The following is a 15,234-nucleotide window of genomic DNA, read 5'->3' as shown; positions in this document are numbered from 1 at the left end:
GCACAGGCATAAGATCAATCCAACGAATGTTTCTTATGCAATTCATTTGCGAGATTGATCAATGGCTGACTTTCCGAGCATCGACACCGACCTGCTGCGCACGTTCGCAGCCATCGCCGATCACGGTGGATTTACCCGCGCAGCCGAAGCCGTCAACCGCACTCAATCGGCGGTGAGCATGCAAATGAAACGGCTGGAGGAAGACGTGCTGCAATGCCCGCTCTTTCAGCGCGAGGGGCGCAACGTGGTGCTCACTCCCGAAGGGCAGGTGTTACTGGGCTATGCGCGGCGCATCCTTAAATTACACAGTGAGGTGTTCAATACCCTGCGCCAGCCGCAGATGGTGGGCATGATCAAAATCGGCTCGCCGGATGATTATGTGATGCGTTTTTTGCCCGGCATTCTTTCGCGCTTTGCCCAGGACTATCCACTGATCAATGTCGAAGTGCATTGCGAACCTTCAGCGCAGTTGTTGCAGCGTAACGATCTGGACCTGACCATCGTCACCCGCAAACCCGGCTCTGAAAGGGGCCAGATCTTGCGCCAGGAACGCTTCGTGTGGATGGTGGCTCAAGGCTTCTCGCCGCACGAGCAAACGCCCTTGCCCCTGGCGATGTTCAATACCGAGTGCTTTTGCCGGATCTGGGCCTGCAATGCACTGGATGCATTACAGCGCGAGTACCGCGTTGCCTACACCAGCGCCAGCCTGGCAGCCATCAATGCAGTCGTGAGCACAGGACTTGCGGTGACTGCACAGCTCGAAAGCCTGTTAACGCCCGACCTGCGTATCGTGGGCGAAGCCGAAAACCTGCCGCTCTTGCCTACGGCCAGTATCGTGCTGTTGCGCAAGGCCACCACCACGCCCTCCCCCATCATCGAGTGTTTTGCTCAGTACATCATCGACGGCTTCAAGCCTTGATCGCCAGCAGCCCGGCACAGATCAGCAAAAAGCCGCAGTACATGCCACGCAATACGCGCTCCGGTAGCGCATGGGCTACCTTGACCCCCCAACTGATACTCAACAGGCCACCAATGGCCATCGGCACCCCCATGTGCCAGTTCACTTCATGGTGCACGGCATAGGTGAGCAGCGTGACGCTGGTACTGGGGGCCGCCAGCGCCAGGGACATCCCCTGAGCCACCACTTGCGAAGTGCCGAAGACGCTGGTCAGTACGGGGGCCGCCACCACAGCGCCGCCCACACCGAACAGTCCGCCCGTCGTCCCCGCCAGCGCGCCCAGCACGCCATACCACGGCCAACCGAAGCGAGTGTTTGCAGCGGCTTGCGCCGAAGCGCCATAAAGTTTGATCAGGTTATAGAGGGTGATGGCCAGCAAGAATCCGACAAACCCCCAGCGAATCAGGCTCGGGTCCAGGCCGACCGCGAGCATGGCGCCCAGCCAGGCAAAACAAAAGCTCATCACCACCAAGGGCAGTGCCTGGCGCCAATCGATACGGTTGCGCTGGTTATAGCGGTACAGCGCCACGAACACATTGGGCACCGACATCACCAAGGCCGTGCCCTGCGCCATCTGTTGATCCAGCCCGAACCACAAGCCCAGCACCGGAATGGCAATCAAGCCGCCACCAATGCCGAACAACCCGCCCAGCGCGCCCAAGGCAATCCCCAGCGCGGCATACATTGCAAAATCGATCAGCATTACTGGCCCTCTTGGTGAGCCGCCATGCTACCCAGTCGCTCGCCTGTGGCAAAGCTCAAAACCGGGCCTTGCGCACGATTTCATCCAGCAAAAAAAACCCGACCATAAGGCCGGGCTCTTTTGTGGTGCGGTTAACGCAAGGTTTAAACCTTGGCGCGGCCCTTGTAGGAGCCACCGTCACGGGTGTCGATCTCGATCCAGTCGCCGATTTCAACGAAATCTGCAACGCTCAGCTCGGTACCGTTTTTCAGTTTGGCAGGCTTCATCACCTTGCCCGAAGTGTCGCCGCGCGCGGAACCTTCGGTGTAGTCAACCTGACGCACGATGGTGGTCGGCAGCTCTACGGAAACCAGACGTTCTTCAAAGAAGACGGCTTCGCAAACATCGGTCATGCCTTCTTCAATGAAGGGCAGAACAGCTTCGATGTCTTCAGCGTTCAGCTCGTACATGGTGTAGTCAGTGGTGTCCATGAACGTGTAGGTGTCGCCGGAGATGAACGACAGGGTCGCTTCTTTGCGATCCAGGATCACGTCTTCCAGCTTGTCATCAGCGCTGTAAACGATTTCAGTTTTGTAGCCGGTCAGCAGGTTCTTCAGCTTGGTCTTCATGATCGCGCTGTTACGGCCCGACTTGGTGAATTCAGCTTTCTGAACCAACCAAGGGTCGTTTTCGAGCTTGATGACGGTGCCGGGTTTAAGCTCTTTACCAGTTTTCATTGCGAGTATCCGAATTTGGATTGAGATTTACAAAAATCTAGGCCGCGTATCATATCCAATTTCTATAAAACAGTACCAGCGCTTGCGCAAGATCAGCCTGCATTGCCTGTTGCAAGCACCAGCGCTCGCTGTGCGCGGTGATTTCAGGCCAGTGTTCAAGCACCGCATTCCAGCTATGCGCCATGTCAGCGCCAGCGTTCCAGGCCAGCCACAGCTCGGTGAACGCCTGCGCGGCGGGCGCGGACAAGTCTTTGACGTACAACGCCAAAAACGCCTTGAGCTTGATCCAGTGCGCGTCCTCTTCTTGCTGATAGATGTGCCACAGCAGCGGACGGCCAGCCCATTGCGCCCGCACAAATGAATCCTCGCCACGCACGGCATTGAAGTCACAACTCCATAAAAGCCGATCGTAATCTTCTTGCCGGACGAACGGCAGTGCCTGAACGCTCAGTTGACCTCGCTGCTCAACCGTTCCAAGTGGCAATTGATCGACATCCAGCCAGCGCAACAGATCCCCCATGATGCGACCTTGCGGCACCAGTAAATGCGTGGGTCGAGCGCCCGCTGCCATCGCCTCCAGCCAGCTGGCCAGCCCGGTGTTTTCGTAAGCAAAGAGCGAAATCAGGTGCGCACCGTCTAACGCATACACCCCCAGCGCCTGCAAAAAAGCACGTCGTGCCTGCGGATCACGCTCAAACGCCTGGCGTCGGGCAATCAGATCTGCTTCTCGCAACAGGCCCCCCGTGCCTTTCTCAAAACCGGGAAAGAAGAACATGCGCTTGAGCCCGTCAGGCCGCAGCGAGGGTAATCCGTGACAACCGGTCACCCAGTCTTCGGCGCTTAAATACTCAAGGTTGATCCACAGCGCAGGCACAGGCCGGGCTTTCATGGCCAGTAGATAAGCCTCTGGCAGTTTGCAGGCAAAGGCTTCGATGACGACATCAGCCACCTGCGCCGCCTCCCACTCCTGCGGCCACAGATGCACCTCAACCCCTTGGCGCCATTGTTGGGTTGCCGTGGCGTCTGCCTCGGGACAAAGCGCGACAAACGCCTGCAAGTCGTCGACCCACAACCGCACGGCCACGTCATGTTCGGCAACCAATTGCCGGGCCAGCCGCCAGGTCACACCAATGTCGCCGTAGTTATCGACCACACTGCAAAAAATATCCCAGGAGGCTTTCATTCCGGGCTCCAACGCTCAAAAGGCGGATTGTCCGCATAAAACAGTCGATACAGAAGCGCTGACACGGATTAATCTGCTCGGCAGTCGTGCGACAATCGCCGCTCGCATCCATTCGCGCCTGCCAGGAGGCTGCCATGCCCGCTCGTCCGATTGCTCGCCGTCGACTGTCTGTCAGGTTAAGCCCGTTGTCGTTGATCGGCTGTATCGCCGCTGGCCTTTGGCTAGGTTGCATGGCGATTGCACTGACCGGCTGGCTACTTTATCGCACGCTCGGGCCTGCCCCTTTGGCGCCAGTGGTCAACGACCTGCGCCAAATCATCCAACCGCAACCGCCCGTTCAAACGCCCGAAGCCAGCAACGTGATGTTTGAGCAGTACCAGCAAAATCTTTATCAAAGCGAGCAACAGCAACGCCTTGACCAAGCGCGCAGCAACTATCGCAACCTGTCCAACCCAACGTGCCAGTTTTGGTTACAGCAAGACCAAAATGCCCCAACCGATAAAAGCCGGGCTAATGTGCTGCGCTTTTGCAATTAACCTCAGACATAAAACGCCCCCCCTTATGAACAAGACTGTTGTGCACCGCCTGCTACTGGAAAAGCTTGAGGTTGACCTCGATGTACTCCAGCGCGCCGCTCAAACGGCTTATGAAGCCGCCACGCACGAAGAGAATGTCGCGGAAAACAAATACGACACGCTGGGTCTGGAAGCCTCGTATCTGGCGACGGGGCAAGCACGCAGGGTTGAGCAGATCCGCCAGTCGCTGAAAAGCTGCCGGACAATGGCGCTAGAACCGTTCAATGCGGCGCGCGGGATTCAGGTCGGCGCGCTGGTCAACCTGGAAGCCGAAAACGGCAATGCGCAGCATCTATTTCTGGCGCCTGATGCCGCCGGCCTCACGCTCTGTGTTGAGGGGCAAACCGTGACGGTTATCACCCCGCATTCGCCGCTAGGCACAGCGCTGCTGGGCAAACAGGTGGACGACGAGGTGCAGATTACCGTGGGCGCTACAGCGCAATACTTCAGCGTCTGCACGATTGACTAGACGGGCTGCGCTGGATCGCGAGCCAGCTTGCGCCTGCGGGGCTACTCGCTGCGACTTACTTGGCAGCCGCCATCAGACGGTTCACTTCACTGCGCACCATGTTGGCGTACTCCGGCGGTGACATCGCGTCCAGTTCCGAGCGCACCCATTCAGCCCACTTGCCCTTGCGTTTGGAGCGCTCACCAAACAAACGCGCCGCATCCCCTTTGGCCTTGCCCAGATTGCTCTGCCAAAGATCAAACAGACGGGACTTTTCATCTTCAAGCGCAGCACGCTCAGCGAGAGACTTATTGGCGAGGTTGAAGCTCATGAGATTTTCCTGCGGCGTAAATTGGGCTACATCTTACACCCTCAAAAGAAGTGTCTCAGCCTGGTTTTTAACTACGCTGTCACCCTAGTACCGCATCCCCTGCGAAAACAGATGCAACTTTTCAGCACGGGACTGACTCCATTACTCATCACCCTTTCACCTGCAAGGAGTACCGCAATGGCTCGAAAAAACGCCGTACACGCCGCTGAAGACCAAATCAAAGACCAGGCTTTCAGTGAGCTGCAAGACCTGATTGCCGAATCGGAAAAACTGCTTAAAGACAGTGCGTCACTGGTCGGCGAAGAGGGTGAAACCCTGCGTGCGCAAGTTGGCCTGAAACTTAAACAGGCGCTGGATTCAGTGAGCAATGTGCGCGAGCGCACCAAGCCCGTCGTGGACGCCACAGAAAATTACATCGGTGGCCATCCATGGCAGACCGTGGCGATTTCGGCAGGCTTTGGCCTGGTGGTTGGCCTGTTACTGGGGCGCCGCAACTAATCAGGCTTATAGCCCGACTGCGCTGCACCTGCACAGCCCCTCGCCAGCCTGGCGAGGGGCTTTGTTGTTTGAGCCGTTATTTTTTCGACATACTCAGTGACATTGACGCCCGACAGTCCCGATACTTCACGCCACTCCCAACGCCTTCGAGACAGTCAATGTCAGCCTCAACTGCTGCCACCAAGCCCTTAAGCACCGCCCTGATTCTGCTGATGGCGACCGCCACCGGCCTGGCGGTTGCCAGCAACTATTACGCGCAACCGTTGCTTCACACCATCGCCCAACACATGGGCTTGAGCATGAGCGGCGCTGGCTCCGTGGTCATTACCGCGCAGCTGAGCTACGGCGCAGGCCTTTTGTTGCTGGTACCACTGGGGGACTTGTTCGAGCAACGCCGACTCATTGTGATCATGACGGTACTCAGTGCGCTGGGGCTTCTTTTGAGCGCATTTTCCCCCTCGTTGACTTGGCTGTTACTGGGTACGGCAATTACGGGCCTGTTTTCAGTGTCAGCCCAAATACTGGTAACCATGGGTGCCAGCCTGACAGATCCGCAAAGCCGCGGGCGCGTAGTAGGCACCTTGATGAGTGGCCTGCTGCTGGGGATTTTGCTCGCGCGGACCGTTGCGGGGGCGTTGTCCTCGGCGGGTGATTGGCGAACCATCTACTTGCTGGCGGCAGCACTGATGTTTATCAGCGCCATCGCTTTGTTTGTCGCCCTGCCCAGCCATCACCACAGTGCGGGCTTGAGCTATCCAAAATTGCTGGGATCGGTGTTTCGCCTGTTCGTCGACGAGCCAGTGCTGCGCCTGAGAGCCGCATTGGGCTTATTGACGTTCTCGCTGTTTGCCTTGTTCTGGACCCCGCTGGCTTTTCTGCTGGCGGTGCCACCCTATAGCTACTCGGACGCTGTGATCGGCCTGTTCGGCCTGGCCGGTGCCGTCGGCGCACTGGCGGCCAGCTGGGCCGGACGCATGGCTGACCGAGGCAAAGGGCAGCAGGCCACCACCGTCGGCTTGCTGGTCCTGCTTGCTAGCTGGCTACCGATGGCGTTTGCCGGCACCTCGTTGACCGCCTTGTTGATCGGCGTGCTGGCATTGGATTTTGCCGTGCAACTGGTTCACGTCAGCAATCAGAATGCGGTGTTTCAAGTCCGTCCTGCTGCGCGTAATCGCCTCAATGCCGGTTACATCACCTGTTATTTCATCGGTGGCGCGCTGGGTTCACTGGCGGGTGCGCAAACCTATCCGGTCTATGGGTGGGATGGCATCGTGCTCGTCGGGGCCGTCATCGCCACATTAACCCTGGCTGTCTGGGGCTACGCCTTGCAACGCGAAAGCAAGCTGCAACCCGTCGACTAGAGAGTGTTACAGCACTTCTCATCACTTGGCTTAGTCGCTAGGATGCATTCCCCCTGAAAATAACCTGCCCGCGCAGACCCTCTTATTGCTCCGAGATAACGAATGATCCCTAAAGAATCGCGCAACGAACTCGCCCTGGACACATTCATCAAGGCGCACCCGCACTTAATCGAAGAAATGAAGGAACTGAGCCACGAAGACCGGCAACAGCAAATCCTCTGGGCATTTGAAGACGAAGCACAAAGCCGCGGACTGGAAGCGTGGGAACTGGCGCTGGAGCTGATTGCACGCTCACCTGAAGAACTCGCAGCCATGCGTCGGGAGGTTCATCAAGAGGTGGCTGAAGCACTGGACATGAGCTGGGAAGAATACTGCGGATTCAACGACATCGCGGTGTGAGTGGCGCGCGCATTGAGTGACGCAACGGTTGTCAGCCAACCGTTCGTCACTTGAGTGGCACGAATCGGTAAAACGCCCACACCAATATCATGTAGTCCTCGCCCACCTTGGAGCTGACATCATGATGACGCTGCTCAAACACCTCTCTTTCGCCGCCGCGCTAGGCATTTTATCCGCCAGTTCGTATGCCGCACCGTCTTCAACGGGACCGACCATCCCCGAAAATCCCGTCAACCCGCCTGCAACTCAAGGGGTTGAGCCCAGCATCAATCAGGATTCCAAAATCCATAACGATGCCGATACGCCTACCCATCCTTCAGTTGACCCCAGGATTCAGGGCAATGACCCTGGTCGCCAGGGCGGTACGAATACAGACGGAAATGGCCCAGTGGGCGACAACGATCAGTTAATAACCCCGTCAGGTTCTGCCAAACCTTAATCCTGCACTCAAGGCCATCGTTCAAAACGGCTCAAAAAGGTAACTGTAAAAAAGAATTTCAAGTCATAGGTGGTGTCCAAGATGTAACGACCACTTAAAGGCTTACAGATGAAATTCGACACCTTTTCCCAAGGGCTTGCCAAAGCCGCGGGCCGCCCCCGTACGTTCCAGATTGCACTCCTGCTCATCGTGATCTGGGCCGTGTCGGGGCCTTTTTTCCACTTCAATGACACCTGGCAGTTGATCATCAATACATCCACCACCATCATCACCTTCCTGATGGTGTTCCTCATCCAAAACACTCAAAACCGTGATAACGATGTATTGCACATCAAGATCGACGAATTGCTGCGCGTAACCAAAGAAGCGCAAAATGCAGTGCTCAACCTGGACTCACTGGATGCCAAAGAACTGCGCAACATTCGCAAGCAGTACAAGCGCATGGGTGAAAACCAATCGGTAGAAGTGACGCGCACCGAATCGGTAGTCACTGCGACCGAAAAAGGCACCCAGACCCCTGCTTGAACATACCGCGCTGATACTTTCAGGCATCAGCGCAGCCCATGGCCATTAGCTGTAAGGTTTATCAGCGCCACCTTTTTGGTGAGCCGCGGCAAGTTTCTTTGCCATTTCCAGATGCATCTCCAGTTTGGGTAAGTACTTGTGAGCGAACGCTTTGAGTTCCGGTGACGTGGACTGACGGGTCTGATGCCTGAACAATGCAATGGCATCTTCATGGGTCTTGACCTGATGAGCCGCGTAAGCCACATCAAACGACGCCCCTTCCTGCACTTGAAGCATCATAGACTTCGCTTTACTCAAAATATCCTCTTCAGCCGCCACCTTAAGACCTTGCTTTTGAGCGATTTCTTTCAGGTCACGGTTGGCATCGGTGTAGTCCTTAATGACTTCGACTGCATAGCTATTGATATCTACAGCCGTGGTTTTCTGAATTGCCATGCGACTGTTTTCAATCTCCGCAATCCCTGCTGCAGACGCCTCGTCAACAAACTCGGCAGGACTGGCAGCCACGGCAGCTCCCGCCATGAACATGGCATAAGCCAATGCACAACTGGCGACAAGGCGTTTAGGGACACTCGGGGTTTTCATAACATCCTCCAGAAAAAGGCAGGTTTATTCCCTGCACAGAATCTGAAGGCGTATGCGGGTAAAGGTTTAGAAAAACCTGATGGGGGCGACGAGTGGTCGCTGCAAAAAGTACCGGACGTCATGTTTACGAGCACCGGGATGTGGCTGCGTTTATTCAAACCGCTCAACGACTGTGGCCGCTAACGCATGACCCCGGTCAACATTATAAATACGATGGATGAAAACCCACTGCCCTTGCCACTTATAAACTTTTGTGTGCACACGCATCAATTCAAATAAATAAACAGGACAACTTAGCTCCATGGCGACTTGTTTTAAGGGGACGCCCAATACTTTACTCATCCGATACTGAGCAGCGGCTTTAGACATCACCAAACATTCACGCGCCTGCGCCACCAAAGAAGTCAATTGAAAAAATGTCCATTGGTCAGCCACCTCGCATTGATGTCGATGCAATGTGATATCAAGAGAGCCCTCAACGCAAACAGGACTTGAGTATTCAACCTCACTGACGTACGCCAATAGTTTTCGCTGAATCGGCGATGAATCTATTTCCTCTTCTTTAAATCGCACCAACAATGATTCATGCATGTGTCCCGAGACGGCGGACAAGGCGGCTGCTCCATCAAGTCGCAATAACTTCCAATGCAGAATAACGCGCGCAAACACCTCTTCCTGGGCGGCGAACACATGAAAAAACTCGAGCACCGTATTCGATTGCCTTAACCGGACCTTGTCTAGAATCGCCGTAAACTCAGCCGCATCGAAGAATTGAAAGGGGCGAGCATAATTAATCTCACACCCGACGACAACCATACTTTGCTGATAGTCCTTGAGCTGCCGAGCAATCGACACGCCTAAATATTTAATAAACCAGGCGCACACATCATTTACGCCAAACTCAAGCAGAGCATGTGGATGAAACTGTATAGGACTGAACAAGGTAGGGTCGATGGCCCGGACACTAGAGACACTGCGATCAATATACATATCAACCTCCTGCAATGGCCGTAAAAACATCCAATTCATCGTGGTTATTAACGTTTACATCCAGCGAATCAACAGATAGCTTTTCACCATTTAGCGAAACCAGAAAGCTTTTCTTAACTTGCCCTTGGCCATCCAGAACAACAGCACGAAGATCCGGGTGTAGGCTGATTATTTTCAGGATCACACTCTTAACTGTGTCCTGAGGTTCAACATCAATACTCATTTCACGTGCGTAACCCATGAACCTTGCAAGGTTTCCCGATAGCTTAATATTCATTCCTTTAACTCCTGCTGATACTTGCGCTGTTCCTGCATCTCCAATTCATGGATTTTATAAATACCGAGATCCACCTTAAGCTTCTCTTGAGGGTCCGCACCCGCAATCAAGGATGCAAAGTCCCGTTGCGCCCGACCAAGACCACTGTTTTCGGTATACCCCCAACCTCCTGTGATGCTCAGTGCCATCGAGACAATTTTATTAACAGCCTCAACCGCCTGGTATTTAGCGGATGATGACACCGGATCCCAATAAGGATCCGATGCGCCCAGATCCTGTCGAAGTAAGGCGTGATAGACAAAAGCGCGTGCAGACTCAAGCAGGATATACATCTCACCCACCACAGCCTGTACATGCTGAAAGTCAATCAAGCGCTGCTGATTACGTACCGTACGGTGCACATAATCTACGGCTGCTTCAATGACTGCCCGCGCCCGCCCTAAGAACAACGTTGTTTGCAAGGATCGTCGACAATTAAGAAAGTAACGCTGGGCAAAACTGAGTCCATCCGAGGCCACCAACAAACGACTTTTGTGCAACCGTACATTATTTAAAGACAGAGATGAAATTCCGGTGGAGCGGCACCCCAGCATGACGCGAGGCAACACAACGACACCCGGATCATCCGCACGCACTAAAAAAACCTGAACATCCAACGTATTGCTGCGCACAAACACCATAAATACATCAGCTGTCTCAGCGCCAGTCACAATTTCCTTCACCCCATTCAGTACGAAATAGTCAATATCTTTATCGCGCACCGCACACGAGGTGAATGTGAATGCATCCGCATTCTCTGTGTAGGCAAACGCGCCGCCTCTTCTCCCTTCTACCAGATCGTTAATGTACTGATCATTAACATCATCACGCTCGAGGGCAAGCAGGGCTGTAATAAAAGACATCCGCACCGAGATCAAAAACGGAAAGGAGGCATCCACAGACAAATAACCAATTTTTTCCAGCACTTGGCCCCATGCAGCATACCCCTGCCCTAAGCCGCACCATGATTTAGGCAGGTGGTACTTATAAAGACCTAACTGCGCAAACTTCGAAATTAAATCGTGACTTATCGGGGTCGATGTTCGGTCGCGTTCAATGACAGAACTATTTAACTCGCGCTCTATAAGAGAACCATACACTGCCTTTACATCCCGAGCGCCTTGCCAATCTATACGCATTATGGGTCCCTCCATAGCGAGCAAGACAGTACATAACTTACAACCTCCAAGCAGCCACCCAAGCCGCCGTTTATCAGCGTCAGCGCTGTTAACACCACGACAAAGAGTAGGCCAGAATAAAAAAAACGCCATGACCTGTGCGCTAAATCGTTTTAAAAGATAAACCCTGTCCTGTAAACCCGTTATCAACCCCGCATGCGCTTCGTGTGCAGCACGAAAAGCACTTGCGACAATACTTTTTACTGCGTCAAATTACCCCACACCAAGATTGGACTGCACCCTGCTGGCCTCAACATTGACGCACGCAGGAACGTCGCATGAAGAAGGACGATAAGAATGACCCTTTTTAGACTTGCTCTGGCTTCAGAAGCGCCCAAACGGTGGAGCCTCATGGGCAGCGTGGGCAGTCCACCCCCATGCAGGCATGTACTTACTGGCCAGTATGGCGTTGCTGGGGGCGTGGATGCTGGCAAACACACGTAGCAGCTGCCGAAGGAACGAGGCTGCTGCTACAAGGATTGGCCATATCACACACAGATGCTGGCTTAATTAGGGGACACCGTTATCACCGTAGACCCGGAAAACGGACCGGGCGCAACTGCCCCTCGGGTGACTAAAGTGGAAATGATATTAAGTGGACTATCCAGATTGTTTGTAACCGACATATTAATGCCATTGGTGGCATCCCGAGTATTGATTGTCACTACGGAGTAAAGACTGTCATCATTTCTAAGCCTGACGCCCCAAGTGTTTGTACGGGCTGCCCTGACAGAGATGCTGGCAGAAGCATTACATCTAACATTGAGACGGGTCGATGCTTGTGCGCCATTAAGTTCTGAGCCGGACAGCGCTCTATGGTCGACAGTCGCATTCCCACTAATACTGCATTGCACCGGAGGTGTTGGCGGCCTTAATGGCACACAATTAGTAAGATCATATGCAGGGCCACCCATATTGCCGCTGCCCGTAGTATAAACCATACACCCCCCCGTAAGATCCGCGGCTGACTCTATCAAGTACGAATCGCTATAAGGCATAAACACCCCCATACTATTAAGCTCACGAAGAATATCTCCGAACGTCACCGGACGGTTAAGAGCCGTAGTAACGGACCATTGATCACCACTATTTTGCGAACCCACCAACCTAATCTCTGGACGTACTAGGCAAATCCGATTAGTTCCACCACAGGCACTTAATCCTGAGTCTTCAAGAGACCATCCGCTTAACGTATAGGATATTCTTGTAAACCCACCCTCAGACACAATCGACGTCACAACGAAGGTAGCGGTAGCATGTGCCCTCGATACAAAACCAAATAACAGCACCACAAACACTAAAATCAGCCGCATATAAATAACCTGGCAATTAATGCGAGACGGGGATCTTAACCATCACGAGACAGCAAGACTTAAAATAAACACAACCTGATCGTTTTTAAAAATCAAACGCCCCATCAACTAGTCATAGCTTAGCGTAAAACTTAACGCCGCATAAAACGCCCCCAACCCTATGTTCCTATCTACCAACGCCTGCGACTCCCCTTGCAGATAAGCATTGAAATTTATCAAGTTACTGCCTTTGATAAACGCCCCCATATTGTGGGTTTCATTTAGTACCAAGGGCTTGCCGTCGACAGTTTCCAACCCCAACAAGACACCGTGCACATCGCCGCTTTGCAATACCAGCAGCCCAGGTGGGTCGATACTTTCAGGCCCGCTGAACATGATACTGACCCTGCTGTTGCCTGTGCCCAACTGACAATTCTGCAGGTGCAAAGTCATGGGCCGCCCGCGGGTGCGGCCATTGAGATAAAGGTCCTTGTCCACAACGCTTAAAAAATCCAGCTCAACCTGGGCATCTTCCGCCGCGAGCATACAAGGCTCATTGACCAGCGAGCCGGAAAAGTACAGGTTGTCTTCCTCTGCCACCGCTGCTGACCACCACAGGCCTAGGGCAATCCAGAGGGTCAGGTTCACGATCCACTTGCCCATAAATCCTCCTAATAAAACTCGGCCAGTAACAGTGCCGAAGCGGTGAAGTCGATACTCGGCAACTCACTGTCCTTAAGCTTGACGGGTACTGCCTCCAGCAACGGCAAGGCGGTGGGGGTGATCTGCATAAATTGAGGCTCGCCGGGAATAAGCTCGGCCCCGCCAAGCAATACCTTGATGCCAAGGTCCGGCACAGAGGACTGCAACGCTTTAGGTTCAAAAACAGCAGGATTGCCCTTGAGGGTCAGGCGCATGCGCCAGGAAGTACGGGTACTCGCACCCGGACAGTTGATTTGATAAGGGATCGCCTTGCGGTATTGCTCACCATCGATGCGATTGATGGCGAGATTGCCAAAGCGCACATCCAGACGCCCGCCCTTGTCACTGACCGTACAGAGGGGCCGTGCCAGTAGAGTGCCGCTTAACTGCAGGGTTTCGGCCATGCCAGCCAAAGGCAAGGCAGCCAGCGACAGAACTGTTAACACTCGATTTAAGGCGTTCATTGATACTCCACCATCACCGTGGCGGTGGCCGAAAACGTGCCATTTACGATGTCGCTGCTTTGAGTCCTTTTGGCCAACACTGCTTGCAGCAACGGTTTCTTGCTGGCATCGAAATTTGCCCAGGTATTGAGCGCAAGCGCAGAGCCATCTTTTTTAAACGCAATACCCAGTTCGTCATTGCCTGGCACTGCCAATAAAGCCGGTAAAAACCAGGTGCCGGCCCCCTGCACCTGTATGCGAACCTGATTGCTCACCGCCAGTGAGCAATCAAGGGTGTAAGGGAGGGTGATGGTCTTGTAACTGCCATCAATATCGTCGACTTGCACATCGCCAAATGTGGCGGCAATCAATTTACCGTCGTTGATCACACACGGAGGGGCCGCCATCATATTACCGCCGAAATCCATACGCATATCGACAGCAAGGCATGCCAAAGGCAGTGCAGACGCCAACAGAACAGCCAGCACTCGGGACAGGACGTTCATAGATATTCAACCATCAATGTCGCGCTGGAAAAAAATGCCCCGGTTCGTATCTGGGTACTCCCAGCCCTCTTGACCAACACAACTTGCAACCGAGGTGTACTGGTGCGATTGAAATTTGACCACGTATTGATCGCAAGGTTGGTGCCGTCTTTTATGAACTGGATGCCAACTTCGGGAATACCCGTAATAGCCAACAGTGCAGGAGTAAACGACTGGGTTCCTCTCACTTGCATACGAATGACGCTGCTCTCGACACTGGAGCAATTCAGGGTGTAAGGGATGGGGATCGTCTTGTAACTGCCATCGATATCGGCGGTCTGAACATCTCCAAAATAGGCATTAATAAATCTTCCGCCGTTGATCACACAGGTGGGCGCCAGAACAGTGCCGCTGATCGTCACAGTCATACTGGAGGCAGCATTCGCGAATGACCCACAACCCAGTGCCAGCACCATAAGCGCCACTCGCAGGGCCGACATTTTGCAGTGCTCAGTCATAGCTCAGATTCACATTCAGGCTGGCACGAAAAGCGCCCGGACGCAGCGGTGCAGCGGTGCGCTCAGGCCGGATGTAGTAAGTCAACTGGCTGTCACCCGGCGTGACAAACCACACAGGCGCGGTTTGCCCCAGATGCAGGTTGCGCCCCTGAACGTCCTGCACGCGCAGGCCAACACCACTGGCACCCTCTACCTTGATCAGTTCCGGGGTATCTGGATCGGACACGGCGCTGAAGGTCAGCGTGGCCACTGGCTCGCTGGCACTCCACAGCAGGGTGCCCAGCCGGTCATCCCGGCGCCCGCCCTCGCTGCGTACACAGCCCTGCAGTTTCAGTTGTAGCGTTACAGGCCTGCCCTGATCGCCCATTTGAGCCAGGCGAGCTGTACTCAGGTTGCCCAGGTCCAGGGTCTGATGGCTGGAACTGGTGTCCAGATAACACGCGCTTTCAAGCAAGCTGCCGATCACCTGGAACTCGGCCGTCTGCACGTTTGTACCTGCGGCCTGGGACAAGGTTGAAACACTTGAGCAGCAGAGCAAGGCCACCAGGCAGTTGCGGAGTCGAGGGATCATGGTTTCAGCTCACTTGAA

The 15,234-nt window shown here is 54.2% G+C and carries 22 protein-coding genes; 8 read left to right on the top strand and 14 right to left on the bottom strand.

Annotated elements, in window-relative coordinates; genetic code table 11:
* Nucleotides 1–61: 61 nt before the first annotated feature.
* Nucleotides 62–919 (top strand): LysR family transcriptional regulator, encoded by an 858-nt coding sequence (locus tag ACP7A4_RS04235; RefSeq protein ID WP_426245659.1) that lies wholly within the window; start codon nucleotides 62–64, stop codon nucleotides 917–919.
* Here the strand turns inward: ACP7A4_RS04235 and ACP7A4_RS04230 are convergent.
* From ACP7A4_RS04230 to earP, 3 genes are all read right to left on the bottom strand, one after another.
* The gene (locus ACP7A4_RS04230; protein WP_048398677.1) at nucleotides 909–1,661 is read right to left on the bottom strand and encodes a sulfite exporter TauE/SafE family protein; all 753 of its coding nucleotides are present in this window, start codon (nucleotides 1,659–1,661) and stop codon (nucleotides 909–911) included. The two genes, ACP7A4_RS04235 and ACP7A4_RS04230, sit on opposite strands and share 11 nt — an antisense overlap.
* Before the next feature lie 143 nt (nucleotides 1,662–1,804).
* The gene (locus tag ACP7A4_RS04225; protein ID WP_203302927.1) at nucleotides 1,805–2,377 is read right to left on the bottom strand and encodes an elongation factor P; all 573 of its coding nucleotides are present in this window, start codon (nucleotides 2,375–2,377) and stop codon (nucleotides 1,805–1,807) included.
* 49 nt (nucleotides 2,378–2,426) lie between these two features.
* Nucleotides 2,427–3,560 carry an elongation factor P maturation arginine rhamnosyltransferase EarP gene (earP, locus tag ACP7A4_RS04220; RefSeq protein WP_203302926.1) on the bottom strand — a complete coding sequence of 378 codons (1,134 nt, stop codon included), beginning with the start codon at nucleotides 3,558–3,560 and terminating at the stop codon, nucleotides 2,427–2,429.
* Between the two features lie 134 nt (nucleotides 3,561–3,694).
* On the opposite strand from earP, the gene ACP7A4_RS04215 reads away from it, so the two are divergent.
* Together ACP7A4_RS04215 and ACP7A4_RS04210 are read left to right on the top strand one after the other, a co-directional pair.
* Nucleotides 3,695–4,096, top strand: a complete 402-nt coding sequence (locus ACP7A4_RS04215) for a hypothetical protein (protein WP_048362977.1) — start codon at nucleotides 3,695–3,697, stop codon at nucleotides 4,094–4,096.
* 25 nt (nucleotides 4,097–4,121) lie between these two features.
* Nucleotides 4,122–4,604 (top strand): GreA/GreB family elongation factor, encoded by a 483-nt coding sequence (locus tag ACP7A4_RS04210; RefSeq protein WP_059762734.1) that lies wholly within the window; start codon nucleotides 4,122–4,124, stop codon nucleotides 4,602–4,604.
* Nucleotides 4,605–4,659: 55 nt separating this feature from the next.
* Here the strand turns inward: ACP7A4_RS04210 and ACP7A4_RS04205 are convergent, their stop codons facing one another.
* Nucleotides 4,660–4,914: a hypothetical protein gene (locus ACP7A4_RS04205; RefSeq protein WP_048362975.1), complete on the bottom strand. Its 255-nt coding sequence runs from the start codon at nucleotides 4,912–4,914 to the stop codon at nucleotides 4,660–4,662.
* A gap of 177 nt (nucleotides 4,915–5,091) precedes the next feature.
* Here ACP7A4_RS04205 and ACP7A4_RS04200 point away from each other — a divergent pair, with 177 nt between their 5' ends.
* From ACP7A4_RS04200 to ACP7A4_RS04180, 5 genes are all read left to right on the top strand, one after another.
* Nucleotides 5,092–5,412 (top strand): DUF883 family protein, encoded by a 321-nt coding sequence (locus ACP7A4_RS04200; protein ID WP_048362974.1) that lies wholly within the window; start codon nucleotides 5,092–5,094, stop codon nucleotides 5,410–5,412.
* Between the two features lie 158 nt (nucleotides 5,413–5,570).
* Nucleotides 5,571–6,773 carry an MFS transporter gene (locus ACP7A4_RS04195; RefSeq protein ID WP_426245654.1) on the top strand — a complete coding sequence of 401 codons (1,203 nt, stop codon included), beginning with the start codon at nucleotides 5,571–5,573 and terminating at the stop codon, nucleotides 6,771–6,773.
* A gap of 102 nt (nucleotides 6,774–6,875) precedes the next feature.
* Complete coding sequence (locus ACP7A4_RS04190) at nucleotides 6,876–7,172, top strand: DUF6388 family protein (RefSeq protein WP_059762736.1); 297 nt, start codon at nucleotides 6,876–6,878, stop codon at nucleotides 7,170–7,172.
* Between the two features lie 121 nt (nucleotides 7,173–7,293).
* Entirely contained in the window at nucleotides 7,294–7,611 is a 318-nt protein-coding gene (locus ACP7A4_RS04185; RefSeq protein WP_177332363.1) for a hypothetical protein, read from the top strand.
* Nucleotides 7,612–7,719: 108 nt separating this feature from the next.
* The gene (locus tag ACP7A4_RS04180; protein WP_203302976.1) at nucleotides 7,720–8,136 is read left to right on the top strand and encodes a low affinity iron permease family protein; all 417 of its coding nucleotides are present in this window, start codon (nucleotides 7,720–7,722) and stop codon (nucleotides 8,134–8,136) included.
* 45 nt (nucleotides 8,137–8,181) lie between these two features.
* Here the strand turns inward: ACP7A4_RS04180 and ACP7A4_RS04175 are convergent, their stop codons facing one another.
* From ACP7A4_RS04175 to ACP7A4_RS04130, 10 genes are all read right to left on the bottom strand, one after another.
* Nucleotides 8,182–8,721 carry a DUF4142 domain-containing protein gene (locus ACP7A4_RS04175; RefSeq protein WP_426245651.1) on the bottom strand — a complete coding sequence of 180 codons (540 nt, stop codon included), beginning with the start codon at nucleotides 8,719–8,721 and terminating at the stop codon, nucleotides 8,182–8,184.
* 150 nt (nucleotides 8,722–8,871) lie between these two features.
* The gene (locus ACP7A4_RS04170; protein ID WP_426245649.1) at nucleotides 8,872–9,711 is read right to left on the bottom strand and encodes a hypothetical protein; all 840 of its coding nucleotides are present in this window, start codon (nucleotides 9,709–9,711) and stop codon (nucleotides 8,872–8,874) included.
* A gap of 1 nt (nucleotide 9,712) precedes the next feature.
* Nucleotides 9,713–9,988, bottom strand: coding sequence for a MoaD/ThiS family protein (locus tag ACP7A4_RS04165; RefSeq protein WP_059762740.1), 276 nt, complete (start codon nucleotides 9,986–9,988; stop codon nucleotides 9,713–9,715).
* Nucleotides 9,985–11,166 carry an acyl-CoA dehydrogenase family protein gene (locus ACP7A4_RS04160; protein WP_426245647.1) on the bottom strand — a complete coding sequence of 394 codons (1,182 nt, stop codon included), beginning with the start codon at nucleotides 11,164–11,166 and terminating at the stop codon, nucleotides 9,985–9,987. The genes ACP7A4_RS04165 and ACP7A4_RS04160 overlap by 4 nt, the downstream gene beginning before the upstream one ends.
* A 545-nt stretch (nucleotides 11,167–11,711) precedes the next feature.
* Nucleotides 11,712–12,119, bottom strand: a complete 408-nt coding sequence (locus tag ACP7A4_RS04155) for a hypothetical protein (RefSeq protein ID WP_420877433.1) — start codon at nucleotides 12,117–12,119, stop codon at nucleotides 11,712–11,714.
* A 507-nt stretch (nucleotides 12,120–12,626) separates the two neighbouring features.
* Complete coding sequence (locus ACP7A4_RS04150; RefSeq protein ID WP_203302920.1) at nucleotides 12,627–13,160, bottom strand: fimbrial protein; 534 nt, start codon at nucleotides 13,158–13,160, stop codon at nucleotides 12,627–12,629.
* A gap of 8 nt (nucleotides 13,161–13,168) precedes the next feature.
* A complete protein-coding gene (locus ACP7A4_RS04145; RefSeq protein ID WP_203302919.1) occupies nucleotides 13,169–13,663 on the bottom strand; it encodes a fimbrial protein in 495 nt (164 codons plus the stop codon).
* Entirely contained in the window at nucleotides 13,660–14,148 is a 489-nt protein-coding gene (locus ACP7A4_RS04140) for a fimbrial protein (protein ID WP_426245644.1), read from the bottom strand. The genes ACP7A4_RS04145 and ACP7A4_RS04140 overlap by 4 nt, the downstream gene beginning before the upstream one ends.
* Complete coding sequence (locus ACP7A4_RS04135; protein WP_165599921.1) at nucleotides 14,145–14,627, bottom strand: fimbrial protein; 483 nt, start codon at nucleotides 14,625–14,627, stop codon at nucleotides 14,145–14,147. The genes ACP7A4_RS04140 and ACP7A4_RS04135 overlap by 4 nt, the downstream gene beginning before the upstream one ends.
* Nucleotides 14,628–14,637: 10 nt before the next feature.
* The gene (locus ACP7A4_RS04130; protein WP_082706773.1) at nucleotides 14,638–15,216 is read right to left on the bottom strand and encodes a fimbrial protein; all 579 of its coding nucleotides are present in this window, start codon (nucleotides 15,214–15,216) and stop codon (nucleotides 14,638–14,640) included.
* Nucleotides 15,217–15,234: the final 18 nt, after the last annotated feature.

The sequence above is a fragment of the Pseudomonas sp. TWR3-1-1 genome, assembly GCF_049896545.1.
GTDB lineage: Bacteria > Pseudomonadota > Gammaproteobacteria > Pseudomonadales > Pseudomonadaceae > Aquipseudomonas > Aquipseudomonas weihenstephanensis.
This window is presented reverse-complemented; position numbering and strand designations above follow the sequence as displayed.